Source organism: Odoribacter sp. N15.MGS-14 (genome assembly GCF_000980245.1).
GTDB lineage: Bacteria > Bacteroidota > Bacteroidia > Bacteroidales > Marinifilaceae > Odoribacter > Odoribacter splanchnicus.
On the sequence record NZ_LARE01000049.1, the window covers coordinates 1 to 23861 of the forward strand.

At 43.2% G+C, this 23861-nt stretch carries 15 protein-coding genes and 2 pseudogenes; 3 read left to right on the forward strand and 14 right to left on the reverse strand.

What is annotated here, in order from left to right:
* From WS34_RS10515 to WS34_RS10540, 6 genes are all read right to left on the reverse strand, one after another.
* A partial coding sequence (locus WS34_RS10515) for a DUF4934 domain-containing protein (protein ID WP_046404700.1) occupies positions 1–528 on the reverse strand: 528 nt, incomplete at its 3' end.
* Positions 529–651: 123 nt separating this feature from the next.
* Positions 652–1038, reverse strand: coding sequence for a hypothetical protein (locus tag WS34_RS10520; RefSeq protein ID WP_046404702.1), 387 nt, complete (start codon positions 1036–1038; stop codon positions 652–654).
* Positions 1039–1186: 148 nt separating this feature from the next.
* Positions 1187–2566, reverse strand: a complete 1380-nt coding sequence (locus WS34_RS10525) for a DUF1735 domain-containing protein (RefSeq protein ID WP_046404704.1) — start codon at positions 2564–2566, stop codon at positions 1187–1189.
* A 24-nt stretch (positions 2567–2590) separates the two neighbouring features.
* Complete coding sequence (locus tag WS34_RS10530; protein WP_022159458.1) at positions 2591–4459, reverse strand: RagB/SusD family nutrient uptake outer membrane protein; 1869 nt, start codon at positions 4457–4459, stop codon at positions 2591–2593.
* A 17-nt stretch (positions 4460–4476) separates the two neighbouring features.
* Entirely contained in the window at positions 4477–7590 is a 3114-nt protein-coding gene (locus WS34_RS10535; RefSeq protein WP_118159941.1) for a SusC/RagA family TonB-linked outer membrane protein, read from the reverse strand.
* 67 nt (positions 7591–7657) lie between these two features.
* Positions 7658–8767, reverse strand: a complete 1110-nt coding sequence (locus WS34_RS10540) for a hypothetical protein (protein ID WP_013613766.1) — start codon at positions 8765–8767, stop codon at positions 7658–7660.
* Between the two features lie 839 nt (positions 8768–9606).
* Between WS34_RS10540 and recJ the strand changes: the two genes are divergently transcribed.
* Both recJ and recR read left to right on the forward strand, forming a co-directional pair.
* The gene (gene recJ / locus WS34_RS10545) at positions 9607–11331 is read left to right on the forward strand and encodes a single-stranded-DNA-specific exonuclease RecJ (protein WP_013611933.1); all 1725 of its coding nucleotides are present in this window, start codon (positions 9607–9609) and stop codon (positions 11329–11331) included.
* Between the two features lie 34 nt (positions 11332–11365).
* The gene (gene recR / locus WS34_RS10550; RefSeq protein ID WP_013611934.1) at positions 11366–11977 is read left to right on the forward strand and encodes a recombination mediator RecR; all 612 of its coding nucleotides are present in this window, start codon (positions 11366–11368) and stop codon (positions 11975–11977) included.
* 13 nt (positions 11978–11990) lie between these two features.
* On the opposite strand, the gene WS34_RS10555 is transcribed toward recR, so the two are convergent.
* Entirely contained in the window at positions 11991–13781 is a 1791-nt protein-coding gene (locus tag WS34_RS10555; protein WP_286693717.1) for a thioredoxin fold domain-containing protein, read from the reverse strand.
* A gap of 215 nt (positions 13782–13996) precedes the next feature.
* Between WS34_RS10555 and WS34_RS10560 the strand changes: the two genes are divergently transcribed.
* Entirely contained in the window at positions 13997–15145 is a 1149-nt protein-coding gene (locus tag WS34_RS10560) for an acyltransferase (protein WP_046404719.1), read from the forward strand.
* A gap of 66 nt (positions 15146–15211) precedes the next feature.
* On the opposite strand, the gene WS34_RS10565 is transcribed toward WS34_RS10560, so the two are convergent.
* From WS34_RS10565 to WS34_RS10590, 7 genes and pseudogenes are all read right to left on the reverse strand, one after another.
* The gene (locus WS34_RS10565; RefSeq protein ID WP_286693718.1) at positions 15212–16459 is read right to left on the reverse strand and encodes a zinc metalloprotease; all 1248 of its coding nucleotides are present in this window, start codon (positions 16457–16459) and stop codon (positions 15212–15214) included.
* 19 nt (positions 16460–16478) lie between these two features.
* A complete protein-coding gene (locus WS34_RS10570) occupies positions 16479–17927 on the reverse strand; it encodes a RagB/SusD family nutrient uptake outer membrane protein (RefSeq protein ID WP_286693719.1) in 1449 nt (482 codons plus the stop codon).
* A gap of 11 nt (positions 17928–17938) precedes the next feature.
* Positions 17939–21409 carry a SusC/RagA family TonB-linked outer membrane protein gene (locus WS34_RS10575; RefSeq protein ID WP_286693720.1) on the reverse strand — a complete coding sequence of 1157 codons (3471 nt, stop codon included), beginning with the start codon at positions 21407–21409 and terminating at the stop codon, positions 17939–17941.
* A gap of 84 nt (positions 21410–21493) precedes the next feature.
* Complete coding sequence (locus WS34_RS10580; RefSeq protein ID WP_286693721.1) at positions 21494–22678, reverse strand: FecR family protein; 1185 nt, start codon at positions 22676–22678, stop codon at positions 21494–21496.
* A gap of 105 nt (positions 22679–22783) precedes the next feature.
* Positions 22784–23065: pseudogene (locus WS34_RS15865) on the reverse strand (GmrSD restriction endonuclease domain-containing protein); the annotation flags it as partial.
* Between the two features lie 111 nt (positions 23066–23176).
* Entirely contained in the window at positions 23177–23440 is a 264-nt protein-coding gene (locus WS34_RS10585) for a hypothetical protein (protein WP_046404713.1), read from the reverse strand.
* A 54-nt stretch (positions 23441–23494) separates the two neighbouring features.
* Positions 23495–23861 (reverse strand): annotated as a pseudogene (locus WS34_RS10590) (DUF262 domain-containing protein); the annotation flags it as partial.

A 23861-nucleotide genomic window follows, 5' to 3' on the forward strand; every position in this document is an offset into this window, starting at 1 on the left:
ATATGACTGTCCTCCATACCATATCAAAGAATCCTTACCTAAAACTACAAAATCCGACATACAGAAAGGACATGAAATACTTTTAATGTAATTCCCATTATCATCATATTCCAAAATTGACTGTAACATATCGCAAGCAATGTAAACATGTCCATTCGTTTTATCTAAAGCAAATCCAGTAGTACGCGGATATTCCCCTTTACCTCGCCCACAATGATGTATTTTACACAATAATTTTCCTGAAGTATGATAAATATATACGGCCTCTCCAACTTGGTCCCAAATGTAAAAACGATCTTTCCAGGCATCTATTTTCCTTATTTTCCCTATCAGAGTTGTATCAGAAGTTTCCAAAGGAATATATACACAAGAATCGATTAATGCAGAAGCAATAAACATTTTCTCATCAATTTCTTCAACATCGATCCGAATAATCTTACCAGTATCAAATAATTGTACAGATTCTTTAGGATGTTGACAAGCACATAGAACTATACTATAAAAAATCAAATAAAATTTAGATTTCATAGCAACTATAATTTGGGGGACTATCTAATAAGTCTGTTCTATTATCATATGGAGTAAAGTTTGGATATACTTCATTTCATTTAGATTAACAGAAAATACTTGTTAGACAATCCCATACTCTAATTATCCATTTTTTTTACACAAAAAATAATTACAAGCGGTCGGCCCACCAGTATATTTACATAAATTTTGTGTTCCTTCATGTTTTATAGTATAATAAAAATTTACTTTACACCATTCAAAATAACGACTAGGAACAGAAATACTACAAGGAACCTTTTCTGATACTTTACATGACTGATAATCATCCAAATATCCCTTACTATAAATCCCTTGTGATGGATTCCCTCCTCCTTCACCTCCCGTATTTCCCCCTTCACCATAAGCCAGTTGTTCCAGTTTTAACATACTGAGGAAAGGTGTATTCCAATCTCCTAAAACACGATAAACATTCACTGTCGACAATAAAACCACAACGGTACAAGTTGTAATAAATATCCATTTTTTCATGACTCAAAATTTTAAAAATGTTTTTGAGAGAGTGTGTCAAAATGCAAATTTTCGTATTTTTAGTGGCTTTTCAATATTGATTATCAATAAATTGCAACTATATAATTTATCGAAACACGCATTTTGACACACCCTCATCAGATAAAATTCAATCAAATATCGGATTCGAAAACTCTCTTTTAATCGTATAATCCCCCCAACTATAGCCACCCGACCATTCTAAATGAAGTACCTGAGAATTAGGATCATACCAGCTATTATTAGCTGAAACTGGTTTACCCCCCCAGTTCCAAATATCGCCAAACCAACCGGCCAAAACATCTACCTTTTTCTTTCCACTATTGTCATAATCTTCCTCGGTAATTTTAATAATAGGTGAACATTGCTCGAACATAGTTCCACTCCAACCAGGACAAAGAATCGCTTCATCATCCAATATCCAACCAGACATCATATTCTGGCAATTTTCATCACCGACTGCATTTGCAATAACAGCATGACGGGTATATAATTTCACGGACAACACACTACCAGCTGTTGTACTAATTCCGGATTCTCCTTCAAGAATCGTTTCCGTCCACGTTCCGGTCCACTTGGCTTTTGTAGCTACTTTTACATAAGTAACAGCACCTGCTTGAATCTTGACAGACGGATTGTCACATCCGGTAATCCGAATGGGTAACATATAAGATTTACCTTCCAAATCATACCCTGTTTCTCCGGCAAGTTGCACAGGATCTACCTCCATTTCTGCCGTTCCCGAAACTTCACCGGCTTTGATTTTTAACTCAGGAGTCGTATAACATTCAGGCAGCAATTCATAGTTCGTTCCATATAATTGGTTATAGGAATCTAATAAAGCAGGATCAGCTTCATAATCGAACGTCAGTTCCATACTTTCATTATCAAAAGGCAAATCCATAATCAGAGGTACGATGATCTTATCCATATTCGTACCTCGCCAAGGATCACAATCCGCTTCTATCAAACTCCCCTTTCCGCGTAAATTTGCCTGAGGTGTATTCAGCCGGATCGCCAGCAACAGATAATCTTTATCGGTATTGACCTCTACCCCCTCGGTCAGGCTCTTGATCCGTACCGGATAAACGTACTTCACTTCTTCATCTTTCGGAATCAGTGTTCGAAGAGTAGTCATATCGAAAGTCAGTTGTGTACCTCCCAAGGTGGCGTCGGCAGCCAGACTCAGGCGTTTTTGCCCCAAAGTACCGACATGCTCAGGTAATACTTCGAAATCCAGTCCCTCCTGAGTCAGCTCCTGATAATCGGTCAGTACTGTCGGATCGTACGACAATTCTACTTCGGCGGCATTATCGTAATAACCGCTCTTATCCACATATACATCCCATACCAAAGATTCTTCGCCCAGATCGTATATTTCTTGCAGGTTGTAACCACTCACTCCCAGATAAAGTTTGGAAGGATAGAGCTTCAGATTCGACTCGTCGATTTCTCCGCACGAAGCCAATAAAGAAGCGACAAAACAAAGAATTAAATATTTGATTTTCATCTTTTTTCGTTTAGAGGTTAAACATTACCAACCGGGATTCTGTTTCAGATCCGGATTCTTCATAATAGCAGTCTGTGGAATCGGCTGTAAATACTGTCTTTCGAGGAAAACACGGGTTTCGAAAGCCGTACGCTGATAATATTCGGAACGCAAAGCATTCTTAGAAGATATGTTTACATTCATACCGTAGGTTTTCCCATGATTGGTCTCCGTTGCAATCTTCCAGCGATTAGCATCGAACCAGCGGATATTTTCGAAAGCAAATTCCACCTGACGTTCCCGATGGATCAGGTCACGTGCCAGATTCTGGTCGCTTTTTACATCCGGATATACGGTCTCGATATCCGGCACACCACCCCGGTTACGCACGGCATTCCAATAGCCCAATACCTCGTCGTCCAACTCACCCAGCTCAATCTTTGCTTCCACATAATTCAGTAAAATCTCGGCATAGCGGAAATTCGACCAACTCCGTTCAAAATTCAGATTGTAGGGATTCAGGGTCGATCCCGGATGAACGAATTTAGTAATCAAATACCCGGTACGATTATAGTCCGAACTATTACTGCCGTCTGTTCCGTATTTATTGATATACACCGGTTTATCGGTTACCGTATTCGGCCATACCCCTTCGTTATAGAATATACTGGCATAAAAACGGGGTTCCCGGTTTTTATACATATTGAACATCTCGCTGGTAAAACCTTTGTAGTCCAAATCAAAAGTAGGTACGGTAAAAGTGGAAAAGCCGGATTCTGTATAACCGGATTCCTCGTCGATCACCGGCGAACCGTCGTTGTTATAGCCGGTAATCGGATAACGCCCGTTTTCCATGGCATAAGCGTCTACCTGGAACTGAGTGGCACAATTGGTGGCATGCCCATTCAGGAAACGATCTCCGTTCGGAGCAGGTCCTTGTTCCAGTAAATAAACGTAATACGTATTGTTTGCTCCGGGAAATTCGGCATCGATCAATTCACTGTTCCAAGCCTCGATAAATACTCTTTTGTAGGTTTTCCCTTTTGCATTCTCTTCATCCGAACCGGTCAACAGCTGATGAGGCAGGGAACCGTCTTCACACATATCGATGAAGTTCTTGGCAGCATTGGCAGCCACTCTCCATTTTTCCGGATCTTTGGTTGTCGGGAATAAAGCCGTTCCGTCTTTTTTCTTTACCGATGAAAAATAAGCATTACCGTTAAATAAGGGACTTGCCGTATAAAGTAATAAACGGGAACGATAGGCCAGGGCAGCACCACGGGTCGGTTTACCTTTGTAAGTATCTCCCTGAGTCGGTGGCAACTCGTAAGCCACAGCTTCCAACTCATCACAAATCCACTTCACACAATCTTCCCAGGAGTCTCTTTCCCGATAAATCGTGGAATTTACATCGATAATCTCATTTTTCACCAACACGATAGGTCCATAAATCATAGCCAACCAATAATGACACATCACATTGATATATCTGGCTTCGGCAGTCCAGGCTTCCAGTTCGCCATCTTCCAATTCTTTACATTCTCCCACATGTTCGAGGAATACATTGGTTTCCCGGATTCCGCGATAAAGAGGAGTCCAGAAGTTAAGAGAAGGATTGGAGGCCGACAAAGTACCGTTCTGCATAAAAGCATACACCCGAACAGCACCCCATTCCGCCTCATCGCTGGCAGGTACAAAAGGCCAGCCATACATCGGCGGAACGATACATACCGCATCATACTGTTCCGGCAAGTAAGCATAAGCATTGGCCAGATATTGCTCGGTAGTGCTACGTTTAGCGAATACCCCCTCGATCGTTTGCATATCGTCGGGCTCTTTATCCAGGTACGAATCACACGAAACGGTCAGAAAAGCCAAACCGACAGCGATATAAAAAAGTATTTTTGATTTCATAATCTTCATGTTTTAGGTTAGAAGTTAATGTTCACGCCGAAATTAGCGGTACGCATCAAAGGATAACCACGTCCGTCCGTTGAATTGATTTCCGGATCCCAGAGTTTCACATCCTTGGCAAAAGTGAGGAGATTCGTACCGGAAACGAAGAAACGCACTGTTTTCAAACGCAATTTTTGAGTCACCGATTTCGGTAAAGTATACCCGAGTTCAGCAGTTTTCAAACGCAGGAAAGCTCCGCTGCGTTGCCACCAGGTGGAATTTTTATAGTTGCTCCCATGCCATCCTTCATCATACAAGAGAGGGATTTCTGCATCGAAATTCTGTTTGGCCGGATCGAAATATTTATCTTTCAAATCATCCAGAAAACCTGTCCGTCCGATATTCGGATAATTGAACGGGAAATAGGCATCTCCCAGGAAAAAAGTCGTCCGGGCCACCCCCTGGAAAAACAACGATAAATCGAATCCTTTGTAATTCATACTTACTCCCATACCGTATACAATTTCCGGTACATCGGAATAACCGATAGGCACTTCGTCGGCATCGTCGATTACGCCGTCTCCATTGATATCTTTATATTTGATGTCTCCGGGTTTGAGGTAGGAAGTACCGAACTGGGAAGGGCTATTGGCAATCTCCGTTTCATCTTTAAACAATCCGAGTGCTATGAGACCGAATTGCTGGCCATATTTTTGTCCGTTCCGGTTCCGGTATTTATCGATATAATCGGGTTGATCGTTATCGATTTGTTTGTTGCGGGCATACGTAAAGGTTCCCCGGGCCGACAAGAAAAACTCACCGAAACTTTTGTCGAATTCGAGCGTTGCATCGATTCCCTGATTCTGCATCTTTCCGACATTGGACCACGGCATGGTAGATACCCCGACATAATCGGGTAACGACTGCCGTTGAACAAAAATACCTTTCCGTCTTTCGTAAAAATAATCGGCCTGTAAACGTAAAGCATTGAATAAAGACAATTCAAAACCGACATTTGTTTTGGTAGATACTTCCCACGACACATCCTCATTGGCATACTCCCCGACAGCAGTACCTCCGGTATAGGTATGGGAAGTACCCCAATACGTTCCGTAAGCTCCGACAATCGTAGGCAAATACACGAAACGCCGTCCTCCTCCGATTTCGTCGTTACCACTCTGACCGATAGAAGCTTTCAATTTCAACATATCGATGATATGGGTTACACCACCCATGAATTTTTCATTCGAAACAATCCAGCCGATAGCACCTGCCGGAAAGAAACCGAAACGATTACCGCTGGCAAAGTTCTCCGATCCGTTATACCCGAAATTTCCTTCGATAAAATACCGGTCGTCGTAAGAATAAGTCACTCGTCCGGCAAGCCCCTGATCCCGGTAAGGCAAAGCGTCGATAGAAGAACCGGCAGCTACCTGATAATTCCGCTGGTTGTATAAAAAGAGTGCTCCAACCCGATGTTTCCCGAACAGCCGGTCGTAGTTGATACGTCCTTCCAAATATAAAGCGCGTTCTCCATTCGCATAAGAAGTATAGCTTAACGTATTTGAACCTAACGACTTTTCCTCGTATACCAAATTATTATCATCATCTCTCATCCGGGCGTACCAGGTATGAGGCGAACCTCCCCGCAAAATCTGATTCCAGGAATTGGCATCGAATGAAAATTTAATTTCAGCCTTCAACCCTTCGGTCACCAATTTCGAAAAATCCTGTTCCAGAGCTATCATGGCGTTTATCTTAGTCCACCAGTTATCGTTATACCCTGCCTGAGTCAAAGTATTATAAGGATTCGGAACTGACTCCCCGTATTCGGCATAACGAACAGCCCCATCCTCATCCCGATCGGGATAAAATAAAGGCATCACGTTCGGAGAAGTATTCATCGCATCGTTAAATATCGAGCTAATACTGTTGTATGGCTGATGTTTGGTCTCCATACTTCCACCGATATTCAGTTTCAGAATCGTAGTGGGATGAAGGTTTACATCCACATTAGAAGTGAAATTATAGCGTTTGTAATTGATCCTGGAATCCCATTCATGTTCGGGATCACTGATAAACAAACCGTTTTCGTTAAAGAAAGCGCCTGAAATATAATAACGGGCAATACTCCCCCCACCGGTGACATTCAGATTCACCCGTTGTTGAGTAGTATGATTTTTCATTAAAGCATCCAACCAATCGATATCGGGATACAAATAGGGATCACTGTGATCTTTGTATTTTTGAATTTCTTCAGGAGTATACAGAGGAGCCTTATCGTGAGAAGTACGGGCTACATTATACATCTCGGCCCAGGTAGCCGAGTTCGCCATTTTGGGCACTTTGGTAGGTGTAAGGATACCGACCTGTGCTTTCACGTTGATATCAGGTCGTCCCTCTTTTCCCCGCCGGGTATTCACGATGATCACCCCGTTCGCTCCCCGCACTCCGTAGACGGCTGTTGCCGTAGCATCTTTCAGGATAGAAAAAGATTCGATATCTTCGGGGTCCAGCAAGTCGAGACTTCTTTCCACTCCATCGACCAGGATCAACGGGTCTTTGTTGGCACCGAAAGTACTGATTCCCCGGATCCAGAACTCGGAACTTTGCCCGGGTTCACCGCTTCGCTGCACAGCAACCACACCGGCCAGACGCCCCGCCAGACTATTACTGATCTGTCCCGTCGGTTGTTTCAGTTCAGCCACTCCGACAGTCGTGATCGCTCCGATTACACTCTCTTTACGTTGAGATCCATAACCGACGACAACGGCTTCCTCGATCATTTCACTGGTTTCTTCCAACTGGAAATTAATCACATCTTCTTTTCCTAATACCACTTCCTGGCTTTTATATCCGATAAAAGACACCGAAAGGATTGCATTTCCCTGAGGGCGGTTGAGCGAATAATTTCCGGCAGCATCCGTTGCTGTTCCGCTGGTCGATTCCTTAAACCATACCGTAGCTCCGACAATGGGTTCTCCGGTCTTTTTATCGGTAACCCTTCCTTTCACTACCCGTTTATGTTGCTGTGGCGCTGCCGGCGTATCGCCGGCATAGGCTGTAAAACTACCTGATATACCAAAAAATACCAGAGTCGACATCCCCAATAGCAAACGCAACATGTTTACTTTTAGCATTTTCTTCATAAGACATCATTTAATGGTTTGTAATAAGTAATTGTATGTATAAGAGAGGTTACTTACCCCTTACTCTTCAATCACATTTTATTTCTATCGTATATTGGTCCGTATCTCCTTTCAAATAAGCGATCTGAACCTCATAAACCGGAATATAACGGTAGGTTTTGCTCTCTCCGTCAACGACTTCGATCAAGAGGACGCCATATCCGATCCCTCCTCCCGCACCATTGAACAGAGTAACCGGTGATAAGCTCAACAAGCCGTCGGTCCCCAGTGTTTTTTTCATAAAAGCAGTAACATCGACAGTGTTTTTATACATTTCCTCCCGGTAGATATTGACTGCCGCATATTTCACCGGTTGTCCGTCCCGGGTAATATTCAACACTAAGTTCTTCGGATATTTGGGTTCTTCCAACGGAATGAATCCTTCTTGTCCCCGCACCAGATTTTTATTCCGGTTGATCAGTAATTGTGCATATTCGCTCCAGGAATCTCCCCCCCAGCAAATATTCATCATACAGGTCACCGGGCTGAACAAGGTCCCGCTGATCGGGTTCGTTTTCACTTCCATCGCATAGATATCGGGAACTCCGCGGGCATGCCCTAATTCATGGGCCAGGCATTCGGAAGTTTTGTAAGGGGATAAAATATCGTAGGTAGTGGCCCCGCCGTCAGGTGCTCCTTTATTGTTATCGGAAATGCAAACGACCTCGATCCCCCAGCCGGTCCAATCGCTATGTACCCGTTCATCGGAAAAATCACCGACTTTACCGTCGAACATCACAAGATAAGGATAATCGCCCCGATAGGTCACAGCATGATCCAGGACTTCCTGAGAAGAACAATCGTATACACAAGTTTCGTCGAAGAAAGGGACAAATTCTATATCGGCATCGAAATAGGTGATTCCTTTTTTCCCATGGTAAAGCTCTCTTACTTCTTTAAAACGCTGTTTCAATTTATTGTTTACAACGTTTGCGGAAGAACCGTAAGATTTAAAAGTCGCCCGGTCGAGCATTACTTTTACATCGAAACTCCATACTTCCCGGCCGGTCTGTTCCCCTCCTCCTTCCTCTCCCGGTTCATCTTTAGGCGTAACCTCGTCTTCTCCGTCACTACTACATCCTGCCACCGCCAGACATAATAATAAACTCAGCCAATAAAAAATTTGTTTACCTTTCATAAAATGTATTTGTTAGATTACACAAAAAACGTTCGATTAAATCAGTCGAAAGTTTATAAAGTTCATAAATTCCCTGGACTCTGCGGGTACTTTGTTAATTGACAATTGTCATTTGACAATTGATAATGTATCTTTAAACCTATGGTTTGTTTTTTATTTATTTGATAATCAATGATTATCTTCTTTATTCTTGCTCTCATTTTTCTTTTATTTTTCATTCTTTAACGGAAGCGAAGCTTCCAATATCTGTCAATTGTCGGTTATCGTTTGTCCATTTTTCTTCTGGCGTATTTTCGCCAAAAGAATCGAACCTTTATTTGGGCAAATTTGTAAAATTGTAATTTCTTAAGTAAAAAACACAAATAATACATTCACTACTCGTTAACGGAATCAAAAAGTTAAAATATCTATGTTTAAAAAATTGCACATATTCTTGATATCCAACAAATTAATAACACATAATTCTCTGATTCACAAGTATCGTATGCACAACTTACATGCAATATAAGTGAAATTTCTCGACATCTGCAAACAAATGGGAGGAAACTTAGCCGATGCATCTGGAAATGTCCCATCTCTTGAGACTGCCTCCCGGATACTCCGATGTGAGAGTTATCGCACTGAATAGGACAGGGTGAGACAAAGCAAATATACATGGCATTCATAATCCGGAGAATGCAATTCTGAATAAAAAAAACGAATCGTGCAAATTTTTGTAACAGAGCTTCTTAATTTTATATTTTCAATTTTCAGATTTTGTTATATGAAATTAATCTAGATTACACTTTGAAATAACAAGGAATTTCCGCTACTTTGTAGCAGAATTGGAAAAAAGTATAATGAAAAAAAGATGGGTCATCAATACTCCGCCGGAGGCTACTAAGATAGAGGAACTTTCAAAAAAACTAAATTGTCACCCCGTTATAGCGAACTTACTGCTGCAACGGGGTATTACTAGTTCGGAACAGGCACAATCTTTTTTTTATCCATCCCTGAATATGCTGCACGATCCTTTCTTAATGAAAGATATGGACAAGGCAGTAGAACGTTTAGACCGGGCGATCGCCCAAGATGAAAAAATACTGATATACGGAGATTACGATGTCGATGGGACGACGGCAGTATCCCTGCTATACAAGTATTTGAAACACCACTGTAACAGCGATAATCTGGAATACTACATCCCCGACCGCTATACGGAAGGATATGGGGTATCGATCAAAGGAATCGACTATGCTGCAGAAAACGGTTTTTCATTGATGCTGATCACCGATTGTGGAATCAAAGCAGTCGAAAAAGTCAAATATGCCAATTCCAGACAGGTGGATATCATCATTTGTGACCACCATACTCCGGGAGATACGTTGCCGGAAGCCATTGCGGTGCTCGATCCCCAACGCCCGGATTGTCCCTACCCTTACAAATGGCTGAGCGGATGCGGGGTCAGTTTCAAACTGGTACAAGCACATAGTCTGAAGCACAATCTTCCGATGTCGGAGCTTTACAAGCTTTTGGACCTGTTATGCGTCAGCATAGCCAGCGATATCGTCCCGATCACGGGAGAAAACCGGATTCTGGCCTATTTCGGGTTACAGCAGTTGAACTCCAATCCCAGTCTGGGATTAAAAACGATTATAAAAATTTCCGGGATCGATAAAGAAATTACGATCAACGACATCGTTTTCAGAATCGGTCCCCGGATCAATGCAGCCGGACGGGTCGAATCAGGCCGGAAATCGGTGGAGTTACTAACAGCCGACGAGAAATGCTCTGCTGCCGGTATCGCTTCGGATATCAATACTTTCAACGACCAACGTAAAAAACTGGATCACGATATCACTGAGGAAGCCATTCGCCACATCAACCAATCGGAACTCGAACCGTCGAAAAAAACGACCGTATTGTTCAATGCCAACTGGCATAAAGGAGTGATCGGGATCGTAGCTTCGCGCCTGACCGAATCTTTCTATCGTCCGACGATCATTCTTACCGAATCGAACGGCTTGGCGACAGGCTCAGCCCGGTCGGTCGAAGGTTTCGATCTGTATTACGCTATCTCGCAATGCAGTGAATTTCTGGAGAATTATGGCGGGCATAAATATGCTGCCGGATTGACCTTGAAAATCGAAAATATAGAACCGTTCAAACAAAAATTCGAACGTATTGTCCGGGAAACGATCGACGATGAAATGTTGACCCCTCAGATCAATATCGACGCTAAAATCAAGCTGACCGATATCACTCCCGATCTGTATCATATGCTGCAAAAATTCGCCCCGTTCGGTCCCAACAATACCATCCCGGTCTTCATGACCGAGAAAGTAACAAACTTCATCGGCACCAAACGGGTGGGACGTAACAACGAACACCTGAAACTGGTCATTGTCGACGATACCAGGGCCTGTAACGACCGGAGCGGCATCGGTTTCGGCATGGGGCATCTCTATGATAAAGTGAACTCCGGCGGATTTTTCGATATCTGTTATACGCTCCAGGAAAATGAATTTATGGGGAAAAACGATATTCAGATGATAGTGAAAGATATTCGTTTGAGGGAGGAGTGAGGGGGAGAAAGAAAAAAGGAGAAAGGAAAAAAGGGTGAATTCTTCAAGGTTATTAGATAAAGCGGTCGATCAGTTTGCTTCCCTACCGGGAGTAGGGCGTAAAACAGCTCTGAAATTCGTATTACATCTTCTGAAGAAAGATGTGCAGGAAGTCGACGACTTTTTGAAAAGTATCGGTGACCTGAAGAAAAACATCAAGGAATGCCGTCGATGTCATAATATTTCCGACGGTGAAATCTGCGAGATCTGTTCAGACCCGAAACGAGATAACACGACGCTCTGCGTCGTAGAAAACATCAAAGACATCTTATCGATCGAGGCCACCTCACAATACAACGGTTTATACCATGTGCTCGGAGGAATCATCTCTCCAATGGACGGTATCGGTCCTGCCGATCTGCACATTACTTCTTTAGTTGAAAGGGTAGAGCAGGAACCGATCCGGGAAATCATCTTTGCCCTCAGTGCCACCATCGAAGGAGATACTACCGGCTATTATATCTTCAAAAAAATGAAGAATAAAGAAGATCTCGTCATCAGCACCATTGCCAAAGGCATCTCTATCGGCAATGATCTGGAATATACCGACGAGCTGACTTTGGGACGTTCCATTGTCAATCGTGTCAAATTCAGCTTCAACGATTAGAGCACAAACGCAATTACTTTTTTCCCACCAGGTCGTCCGCCAGTTTTTCGAAAAAGCCTTTATATGAACTCATGCTTACTTTTCCGGTGACCCGTTCTTTTCGTTCCATTTCCTGAGCTGCTTGTACAAACCAGTGTGCCGCTTTGTAGCGAATAGCTTCGTCAGGACAATTTTCATTGATTTTCACTCCCCAGCTGTACAATTCGGCATCGGGAATTTTTTCTTCGTACCATTTTTCCTCTGCCAAATCGACGAATGTACGCCAGTCCCCGGTGCGTTCGGCAGCATGCATCCGGGCATTCCGGACAATTTGCCGCCACTCTTCGACTTTTTCTTTTTTCAGTCGTTTGGTATAAGCTTTGAAACCGGCCTCATCAAAAACGCCGTCCTGAACAAAATTTTCAGCCCCGGCAATCCAGACCGCCGCTATCTTTTTCCGAACCTTATCTTCTCCGTAAAGGTCGTACAATTCTTTGCGGTGAGTCAATACATATTGAAAAAGGTCTGTATCGGCAAGCATATAATAGCGGTCGAAAATATCCCAATATTCAGCTTCCCGGAGACAACCCGAAGGTAAAGCCGAGAAATAAACCGCTGCAATCTCTCCGGCTTCCCTGTATCTATCAGCCCGCCCCAACATCGCCATATAACTCTTCAGAAATTCGGGCCGGCGACTTCCCTGGCGGAATTCCTTCTCCATTCCGGCCAATCCTTTTCCTTCCAACACCATCCGGGCCTCCTGTAGCAAATCTTCGGGACTCATGATATTTCTCACCCGGTGCAATTCGTTTCCCCCCGCATCCGTAAAAACCAACACCGCCTGACCCGATTCGCGGGCTACATTGACAAACTGCTGCTCGAAAAGGGCAGCCACTTCCGGGTCGGCAAATACGGTACGCAACATCTCTTTATGTGCACCACCCGGAATATAATAATCGATAAACACCGGTTTATTCTCCTGTTGCGCTTTAGCCCGAGCCTCCTCATCCGATAATTCCTGAAACGAAATTCCTCCGGCTTTTTTCAAAGCAAGAGCAGCATTGTCCAGCAATTGCTCCTTTGTTTCCGCCCCTTCGCCCTGGTAAATCACTTTTCCTTTGGCATTCAAAAACAGAAAAGCAGGACACTGTTTTATCCCATATCGCCGGGCCAACTCTTGTGTCCGCGAGGTATTCACCCGCAGATTGACAAAATGGTCATTGTAATAATCGGCCACCTTGTCCAGGTTCAACACGTTTTTCTCCAATAACAAACAAGCCTGACATCGGTCGGCGGTAAAATAAATGCATACCGGCTGCTCCGCTTCCTCCGCTTTTGCCAAAGCTTCTTCGAACGGCAAATCCTCGAAACGAACAGAGCGGCTATTTCTTTTTTTCACTGCAGCCCGTTCCTTCGCCTTTTCGAGTGTTTCTCTTAAAGCAGAAGGATCTTGAAGTACCTCCCCCGGTTTTATCATTTCCAGCAAATCTCCATAAGGCATAAAAAAAGCAAACAGGGGAGGCTCGTACATCAATAAGCGCGTTTGAAATCCACTGTTTTTCGTATCGTTCGCATTCAGCCGGATTGCGATCACATTCCGCTGCAAATAATTCACCAGATCGGGTTTCGTCTGTATTCCTCTCTCCACTTTCGGGTCGATCGGTCCCACTTCGACCAAAACCAGCTTATTTTCCCGGGCTGCCTGCAAACTAGCCTGTTCCCAACTATAAGCCTGAAACAAGTCGACAGCTCTCTGGGCTAATGTCCGGTTTACCGGCATCAGTCCTCCCAGCCCTAATATAATCATGAATAAAATCCTCTTCATCACCGATTTATGTTTATACAAAAGTAAACGCATAATCGCTCATTTCCTTTTTTATTCGACAAGATTTAACATTTTTAACTTTGAAGTGATACAGAATTTTTTTCCGGTATGACCAATTTTTATTAGTTATTGGCCAATATTTCACGGAAGTTGAGACAAATATTTCATTCTTTTGCGACGTTAAATAATCAGACGAATAACAAATAATGAATAACATGAATCACGATTTACCCTCTCCTTCACGCATCGTATGGCTGGATGTCGTCCGGCTTACAGCAATGCTTATGGTGATCGGCGTACATTGTATCGATCCCTTTTACATCTCCCCGACCCTGGGAACCCTACCCGAATATAAATTCTGGGCTTCTGTATACGGCTCATTATTTCGTCCGTCGGTTCCCCTGTTTGCCATGATGACCGGATTACTCTTACTTCCGGTTAGTCAACAACCGTTAGGCGTTTTCTACAAGAAAAGAATTTTCCGGGTATTATTTCCTTTTTTGATATGGTCGGTGCTTTACAACTTATTCCCGTGGTTTACAGGAGTAGTCGGGCTTCCGAAATCCATTATCGGCGATTTTTTCTGTTATGTACAAGGAAGTGAATCCCAGTCTTTCATCGATTCGCTGAAAGACATCGCCATGATTCCTTTCAATTTCTCCTTTAAAGAGAATCATATGTGGTACATTTACCTTTTGATCGGACTTTATTTGTATATGCCCTTTTTCTCTGCCTGGATCGATAAGGCCGATCGTAAAATGAAACAAACTTACTTGTGGATTTGGGTAATCAGCTTATTTCTCCCGTATATGGGCGAATATATTTCGCATTATCTCTATGGCACCGCCACCTGGAACGAATTCGGGACACTATATTATTTTGCAGGTTTCAACGGTTATCTCCTGCTCGGGCATTATGTCAAACAAGGAAATTCCTGGTCCGTCGGAAAAACACTGCTTCTATCCGCTCTCTTATTTGCAGCCGGCTATTCCGTCACTTTTACCGGTTTTAGTGCAGCAGCCCATAATCCGGCAGCTACCGAATCGGATATGGAATTATTTTTCACTTTTTGCAGCCCTAACGTGTTATGTATGACTCTGGCGGTTTTTCTGGCTTTGCAAAAAGTAGTCGTCTCTACGCCCGCCCTCATCCGTTCGCTCGCCAATATCACGAAATGTGGTTTCGGCATTTACATGGTACATTATTTTCTGGTCGGCCCGGCCTTTTTACTGATCGGTAATTTCAATCTGCCGATTCCGCTACAGGTGCCGGTAATGGCAATTCTTATTTTCCTGTGTGCGTGGGGATTCACAGCCCTGATGTACCGGTTATTGGGTAGAAAGGCTCGTTGGATTATGGGATAAAATTTATGTGCTAATGTGCTCATTATGGAGTAACTCCCGGGAGCACATCAGCACATGGTTATTATATTAATTAAACATCCGTCCCGGACAATTAGCAATCACTTTCCTCATACGCAAAACCTGCTCATAGGTCAGGGAAGTCGATGCCGAGCTTCCATCCATGATATTATAGGAATTATAATAAATCACCGGAGCCTGTTCATCATCCGAATAAGTATTCTTTTCCAAAGCAATAGGCCCTAATTCATAAGTATAAGTATCCGAACAAAAATCTACATCACCATCAACAAAGGGAATACCTGAATAAGTGCTGAACACTGTAGGCATTAATCCGAAATGTGTACCCAGATAATATTCATAGCCTCCTTTATTGATCGAGAATATCGAACTCACAGCAAGAGTAATGCCTACTTCACTATACGAAGTAAAACTTACTTCATCAGCTGTAGTAACCGAATTCATTTCCAAACCGGGTACAACGGTTCCGTTATCCAAAATATAAGCCGGAGCATAAGCATTGGTTCCATAAATTTCATCGTTTACCCAGATATTCAATATCCGGTTCGGGTCCCATAGTAAATTCTTATTGATATAATCGGCAACTTCGCCATAAGCAGGAGTTCCCATTTCCACTCTGTTTATTCCCGGGGTAGCGAGTTTATTCCCTTGTACATCCACCGTAGCCAATTCAAAACGAATTTTACTGTCGACGGCAACCGGATCGTCGGCATAAGTTCCCGAAAACACCTTGTTGGCCCGATCGATAAATCCTTGTAACAACCCGGTCGTTATGCCCTCATACCTATTGATATTTTTATCTGTAACCAATAGATGGAAAACAACCGGAACAGTAACAGTCGGAAAATCCATTACCGGATCGGCAATCAAATGCACTTTACAAGGTTCACTTTCTATCCCATGAATAGTACATACAAATTCAACATCCGTTCCAGCCCCTTCGGTGGCCGAGAATTTCTGTCCCTCGATCAACTTACCATCCCTGGTTTTAATCTGTATTTCAGATGCTTCGAAACGATCCATTTTCATTGCAGAAATCTTCGTAAACACAGAGTCTTTAACAATATGTTCCCCATTGATCACCTGTTCGATCGTCCGTTTATCTTTCACAAACGAATAAGCTTTTACAAGAAAACTTAATTGAGCTTTACCATTCGCGATCAAAACGGGACTATTGGGATAAATAGCCACCGAATCGACGGCTTCGATTCCAGGTTCGTACAACCAGGTTTCATATTCACTCTTTTCGCACGAAAAAAGCAAAACAATCAGCAAAATATAACCTATTATTTTCATCTTATTCATCATTTTAGGATTACAACATATTCCATCCGGGATTTTGTTCGATCTGATTATTTTCCTGCATTTCTTCCAGCAAAGGAATAGGGAAACAGAAACGGAAATCATTATCTTCCAGCATATAGACGGCTTCTTCCGGATTTTGGTAAGAATTTCTGGACCATCCCTTCTGAATCCGGATCAGATCACACCACCGCATATCGTATTCGAGACAAAACTCTCTCCTCCGTTCATTCATAATCTCTTGTAACAAATCTGCTCCTTTGTATCCCTGATAATTTCTGACCCGATGGCGTTGGAACTCTTCCAAGGCTTGCCGGGCTTCTCCTTCCTGTCCGTTACGGGCATAACTTTCAGCCTCGATCAGATACATTTCGGAAACCGGGAAAAAGTGCAACACCCCATAGGAATGCGGCAGATCCTTGAATTTACGGATAGCCTTGTTTTCAGGATTAAAGTAAAGGGAACGGCGAACATCGTTTTCATCGAACAATTCGAACAGCTCATCCCGGACAAATTCGAGTAAACCATAAGCCTCCATCGTTCCATACATGCCCGAATCACCGGTATACCACAAAAAGGACAATAAGGCCTGATCTTTATTTTTATATACTCCCCCCTCACTTGTCTTATAGGTTTCAAAAGGTATGAATTCATCTATCCCCTGCAACGGATAATTTTTCATAACCGCCTGTGCGTGCGTAATAGCCTGAACATAATCCTCTTTCTCGCCAGCTCCTGAACCGCCTTTAAAAAGGTATATCTCAGCCAGCAAAGCATGGGCCAGGTTCTTATCGTAAAAAATATTATAAGCCGGCCGGGGTTCTGTCTTACAATTAATGACCGTAGTCAACTCATCGATCAAAAACCGATATACCTGAACCTGTGTTTTCCGCTGTTTATTATAACTTCCTACTGCTTGCGAATCGGTATTAAAGGGTATCCCCAATTCATTGTTGTGATAGGGAGAAAAATATTGCAATACTTTAAACAAATACCAGGCTCTCAGAAAACGGGCTTCCTGTTCGACGATATCTTTTTCTTCCTGTGAAGCACTGACATTCGCCAATTCGTCGATAATCGTATTATAAAAACCGATATTACTGAAATAGTTTCCCCAGATCGTCCCGGGCATTGTGGTATTTTGCCAGTTCAAACTGTTTGTATACAACGCTCTTTTATTATTAGCCATCCAATTTCCGTTCAGCCAGGTATCGGTATTCAAATCGTCACTATAGAAACCGAAGAACAAATACAAATCGCTCGCTCTCCAGGGAACATTCGTCCCTGTTAATTTATGAGCACCGGTAGATGTCGTTGTATATAATTTCAAATGTGAACCCAACAAAGATTTTACATCGTCATAAGTTTTCAATGCTAAAATATTCGATGGTTTTACTTCCAGATATTTTTCACACGAAGTAAAACTCAAGAACAAGGTGATATATAAGAACAACTTCTTCATCTCTTTCAATTTTAGAATCCAACATTTAAAGTAATCGTATATTTCCGGGAATTCGGATAACCGAACGACCCCATCAGTGCCGGATCGATTCCGCTATAACTGGAAACCGTAAACAGGTCTTTCGCTGTAAAACTGAGCCGGGCAGTGCTGAAACCTATTTTATGCAGCCATTCGGGTTTCAGGTTATATCCCAGTGTCATATAGCTACAGCGGAGATAGTTTCCTTTCTCCAATAAGATATCGTACATATAGGAAGAATAGGTGGTAAAAGCTTCCGACATAGCAGGTACATTGGTGATATCTCCCGGTTCACGCCAGCGATTCGCTTCGGAGGTATGACGATTACGGGCATCCAGGCTTCGGAAGGTATTGAACGATTTGATTTTATGTCCGGTCTTAAACTCAAAATTAGCAGAAAAAATCAATTGTTTCCAATTGGCAGAAGTTGAAAATCCGCCCACAACCGGAGGAGTAAGATTTCCTAAATAAAACACCGAAGGGGTAGGCCATGTAGCTCCGCTAACCGACATATCCAAGGTTGCCTCCCCATTGCCGGTATAAGTCATCACCGCTCCGTTGATAGGATTGATTCCTGCAAATTTATACCCATACCAACCGTTCACCGGCTGATTCTCTACAAATTGATGGGCATTACTCAAGGTTGCTTTCGGCAGATCCTTCGTATCCTTATAATACGTATTTTTCACTTTATTATCGTTGATCGCGATGTTCGCTTTGGCATACCATTGAAAAGATTTATTTTTCAACAGGGTTACTCCCAAATCGATTTCCCATCCGCTATTATAAATATCGGCTACATTCTCCGTCACCTCACTCCGTCCGGAAGAATAGGGTAAAGCTTTCCGGTCGAGCACATCCCGGGTGATGTTATTGTAATAATTCACCCCCAATTCCAACCGATAGTCGAACAAAGAGAGGTCCAGGCCGACATTCATATCCTGTTTGGTCTGCCATTTTACATTCGGGTTGGGGTAACTGAAAGAAGTCGGTACAGTTTGCCCGTCATAAATCACACTTTGTCCAAGGGTCATCACCACAAAAGGCAGTGCATTCTTATCGATACTCCCGGTATATCCGAAACCACCCCGGACAGCGAACTGGTCTACCCACATCCACCGCTTCATAAATTCCTCCCGATGCAGATTCCAGCGTAAACCGACATTCCATAGCGGAGTAAACTGGTTGTCGTTCCCGATAATATCCGAACCGTCATAGCGCAATGCTCCGGTCAAAATGTATTTATCCAAGTAGGAATATGAGGCATTGGCAAAAAAGGAAGACATTTTGCTGACTGACTTTCCTGTCCCTCCCAAGGCGCTATAATTGATTTCCGATCCGTCGATATCGTCCATTTCAGGGAATCCGACGATCCGGTGTTCTTCGTCGAATACCGGAGAATAATTGAAAGAATTATAAGCGGTCCGCTCCTGTATTTCCTGCCCGGCAAACAAAGAGATATAATGTTTTCCGGCATATTCCCCCGTATATTGGAGTGTATTCCGAAATGTATAGGCATTGGTATACCCTGTAGCCTCCCGCAAAGAACCCTTCACCATATCATGCGGAATTTCTCCCTTGTAGGAATACCAGTTATTGATAAAATTGGTATAGGTATCCGCTCCTTCGATAATCCGGTTATGGTTGGAATTGGCATTATAAACCCCATGGGTCGTAAACATCAGGCCTTTGACAATTTCCCATTCCACCTTCAATGAAAGCTCGGCATCCAGATAACGGTTGGTATTGGTATTTCGGTTCAGATCGTCGAGAATATTGAAAGTATCCCAATCCAGCCCGTCCCGGATACTACTTTCCTTCGCATTGTAGCTGATATCGTAAGCCTTTGTACCATCCTCATTTTTCAATCGTTCATAAGGGTTGGCATACATTGCATATTCCAGTGAATTTACGCTACTGGCCGTCACCCTGTCGTTTTTCATAGTGGCCCCCAACCCACCGGTAATCCGGATTTTTTCGGAAGGATTATGGGTTAATTTAATGTTCATCCCCAACCGATCGTACTTATTATTGGGTTCGGTACCGACCTCTTTCAGGTAGTTCAAGGAAACGTAATGTTGTGTTTTCTCGTTACCTCCCGACATGCTGAAATTGTATTGCTGACTGATCGCCGTGCGATAGATTTCTTTAAACCAATCAGTATTGATTTTAGCTAATTCGCCGATCCGCCGTTCGGCCTCATCAGAAGAAATTTCTCCATAGGCTGCTTGCTGCAATAATTTAGTCACCCGCCCGGGGGTATAGATATATCCTTGCTGATCGTAAAAGATCTCGCGTTCGAACTGGATTTTCTCCGCAGTATTCATCATGTCGATGTTATTCCGGGGTCGTTCGGTAATCCCCACATTCACCGAAGCATTAAACCGGGTTTTCCCGGAAAGTCCGCTTTTCGTTTCGACGACGATCACCCCGTTCGCAGCCCTGGCACCGTAAATCGCTGTAGCGGCAGCATCTTTCAATACGGTGATCGACTTGATATCGTCCGGTGCAATATTACCGATCCCGGTCGTAAAAATAGTCGCCTGCAAATCGGTAGAACCGCTTTGGATGTTGGGAATCTCTCCCTGTAACGGCATACCATCGACAATCCACATCGGCTCGGTACTCCCCGTCAACGAATTTACCCCACGAATCTGGATCTGTGCGTCCTGTCCGGGCCGGCCACTACTGATCATATTCAACCCCGAGATCGTACTATTCAGAATCTCGTCGATCGACTGTAATCCCCGGCCTGCAATCTGATTGGCAGTAATCGTCGCCGTCGTACCGGTCATTCGTTCTTTCCGGATCGTCTGATAACCGGTAACCACCACTTCTTCCATTTCAGCCTGATCGGGCTGCAGCCTGACTTCAATTTCCTCTTTCCCCTGTACGTTTACTTCAACTGTCCGATAACCGATAAAAGATACTTCCAGCACCTGTGCATCTCCGGCTAAAGCCAATTGAAAGCGGCCTTCGAAATCGGTCGCAGTCCCCATCCGGGTACCCTTGATTTTAATCGTAGCCCCCGGCAACGGATTTCCCTGCTCGTCCCTCACTATACCCTGAATCACCTGGGAAACAGGAGGTGTGGTTTGCCGCGCAGGACCGATGACAATAATCCCGTTGCGGTCGGTTGCCACCAAACCGGTTCCCCGGATACAGGCCTCTACGGCTTGCAAAAGAGTTACCTTTTTTACATCGACAGAGACCGGTTCCTTCACCTGCTCCACTTCCTCCCGCTTAAACATCAGCTGTCGGTCGTATTGCCGGTTTAATTCCCGCAGCGCATCCAATACCGTCACCTGTTTTAATTTTAAAGACACATTGGCTTGGGTTGTGGCTTGTGAAAAAGCCGGCCGGTCTGTTAGTAGTAGTCCTCCGATCAGCATCAGACAGCAACACCATAGTTGCCGCCAGGACAAAAGCTTTCCAAACGATTTTTTAGTTTCGTTTTTTTTCATAAATTTGTACATAAAATAGTTAGACAATACCTTGTTTCTGGACAAGGTCTTTATTCCGGAGTTGCTGGCCAAAACAACTCCGGTTTATTTTTCAATCAGATGTATGATATTTCCTTCCCGGCGGAACTCCGGTCCTCCCGCTAATTCAATGGTCTCGAGCACGGTATCCAGGGATTCGTCTTTACTCATCCGTCCACTGAAAGTATGCCTTTCTTTCCTTCCTCCGTCGAATACAAATTCCACTTCATACCAGCGGGACAACATCCGCATAACCACTTCGATATCTTCTTCCTCAAAAATAAAATTCCCATATCTCCAGGCAATCGCATCCTCAGCATTGACAGCTTCCACCTGAATAGCCCCGCTTCCCTTTTCCCAAATCGCTTCCCGTCCCGGAGTCAGCACTACCGCATCACCGCCGTCTGCAACCGCCACCCGGAGACTTCCAGTCAACAAGGTCGTATATACCGATTTCTCATTACGATAAGCCTGTATATTGAATGAAGTTCCCAATACCCGGGTCTGTATCCCTCCGGCTTCCACGATAAAAGGCTGTTCAGGATTCGGAGCCACCTCAAAATAAGCCTCCCCGCTCAATTTCACGATACGTTCTTTTTTTACAAATTCCACGGGATATTCCAACTCGCTGTCCGCATTCAACCATACCCGGGTTCCGTCGCTCAAAATCAAGGCATACTCTCCCCCGATAGCGGTTACCACTTTATTGAACAGCTCTTCGGTCGCCAGATTATTTTTACTTTCATATATCAGTTGTCCGTGTTCATTTTTAATCACTGCATCCCCTGCTTCGATTCTCTGTTCTTTCTTCTGCTCCAAAGCAATCTGTTCACCGGAGTGCAGGATCAGTTTTACCTTAGCAGTCTCTGTTTGTTGTCCGGCCAGCGGCATAGCCTCCGGTACCGCCCGCACACCGGACAATTCCCACAAAACAGTCACCGCCACAGCACAGATACAAGCCGCAGCAGCCACACTCCTCCATAAGCGCACACGCCGGCTCCGTCTGCGTCCCACCAAACTCCGGACGACCGAAATTCGTATTTTCTCATAATCGGTCTCTTTTCCGATCCGTTCTTCTCCTGCTATCCGTTCGCGAATCGCTTCTCCGCGAATAATCCTTTTGTATGTCCGGCGATTCTCCTCGCTCTCGTCGAGCCAATCCAACAATTCCGAACGTTCCTCTTCCGTCACATTCCCCAGTTTTACCCGAATGATAATTGTAGCTAAACGATATGCCTTTTGTAAATCCATTTCATGTCCTTTTATATTAAGACACCGCAGAAGCAGGTAAAGGATGAATGAAACTTAAAAAAATACTGCCGGAGGATGATTATACGGCATTACACAATTAATAAATCATTCTTCAATACTTTTTCGAAGCCAGTCATACATAAGTTTACCATGACTTGTGATGGCTTCTCTATCCCATCTATCAGGATAGCATTGATGTACAATTAAAAGTTTCAAGCTTTCAATAGAGCCTGATTTTGAACCGTTGCAGTAAGATTTAACATGTGCAGTCTTAACCTCATAAAATTCATTCTTTAAAGAAGAATTCAAACTTTGTGAAATCATTACTAAATTTCCGAAGCTATCTCGTAAGACTTTATCTTCTTCAGTATCATCCACTTCATCGTAGAGCCACTTTGTGGCTTCTGTGGAGCTATATGTTCGATACTTCTATTCCGCTTAAAAATATAATTCTCAACAATATTCTTTATTTCAAGAGATTTTTTTTCAAACAACTCTTTACGCTGCAGCCAAATATAGATTACATTTAATATTCTTACCCATTTTTCTATAAAGCACTTGCAACAGCAGATAAGGAAAAGATATTGCACATCGTGAGTCTTTGTTTATCTCACGTTCGTTTTGGGGTGCCGATGCAGACATTTCAAGGTTTCCTATAGGAATCGTACTATCGTAAGCATCTTTTTTCAATCCGTTTATGAGATTATTTGAAAAGATAGTGTCAATATCAGCTTTTAATGCCTGTCGCTTGATTTCTTCCATATTCTCCTCTTTTCTTCTGCAAATTAACAGAGTATCAACATCGGCAAATTTATTCTAAAGCAACATATATCTATCAACATCATTGTCCAAGTTGCTAAGCAACTTAACCTTAAGAATTTCATGTTGTTCCAGATTCTTACCAGAAGCGTTCATTCTCTCAAAATACTTATTAAGGTCTCTTGGACTATACCCATCAGGAAGATTGGATATAAAGAAACACAAATTGTGGAATATATACGAAGCAAAATCCTCTCCTGAACCATTCTTCATATTTTGCATAAAATCTCTAGCCTGCTCATATCCATTTTGCATCTTCAAATTCTTGAACGATTGTTTTTCCTCTCCTTTATGCTCAACAAGAGACCATAGATATTTGCTGTCCAAAGGGCGAGATGAGAAATCAAGACGTAACTTATTGTCT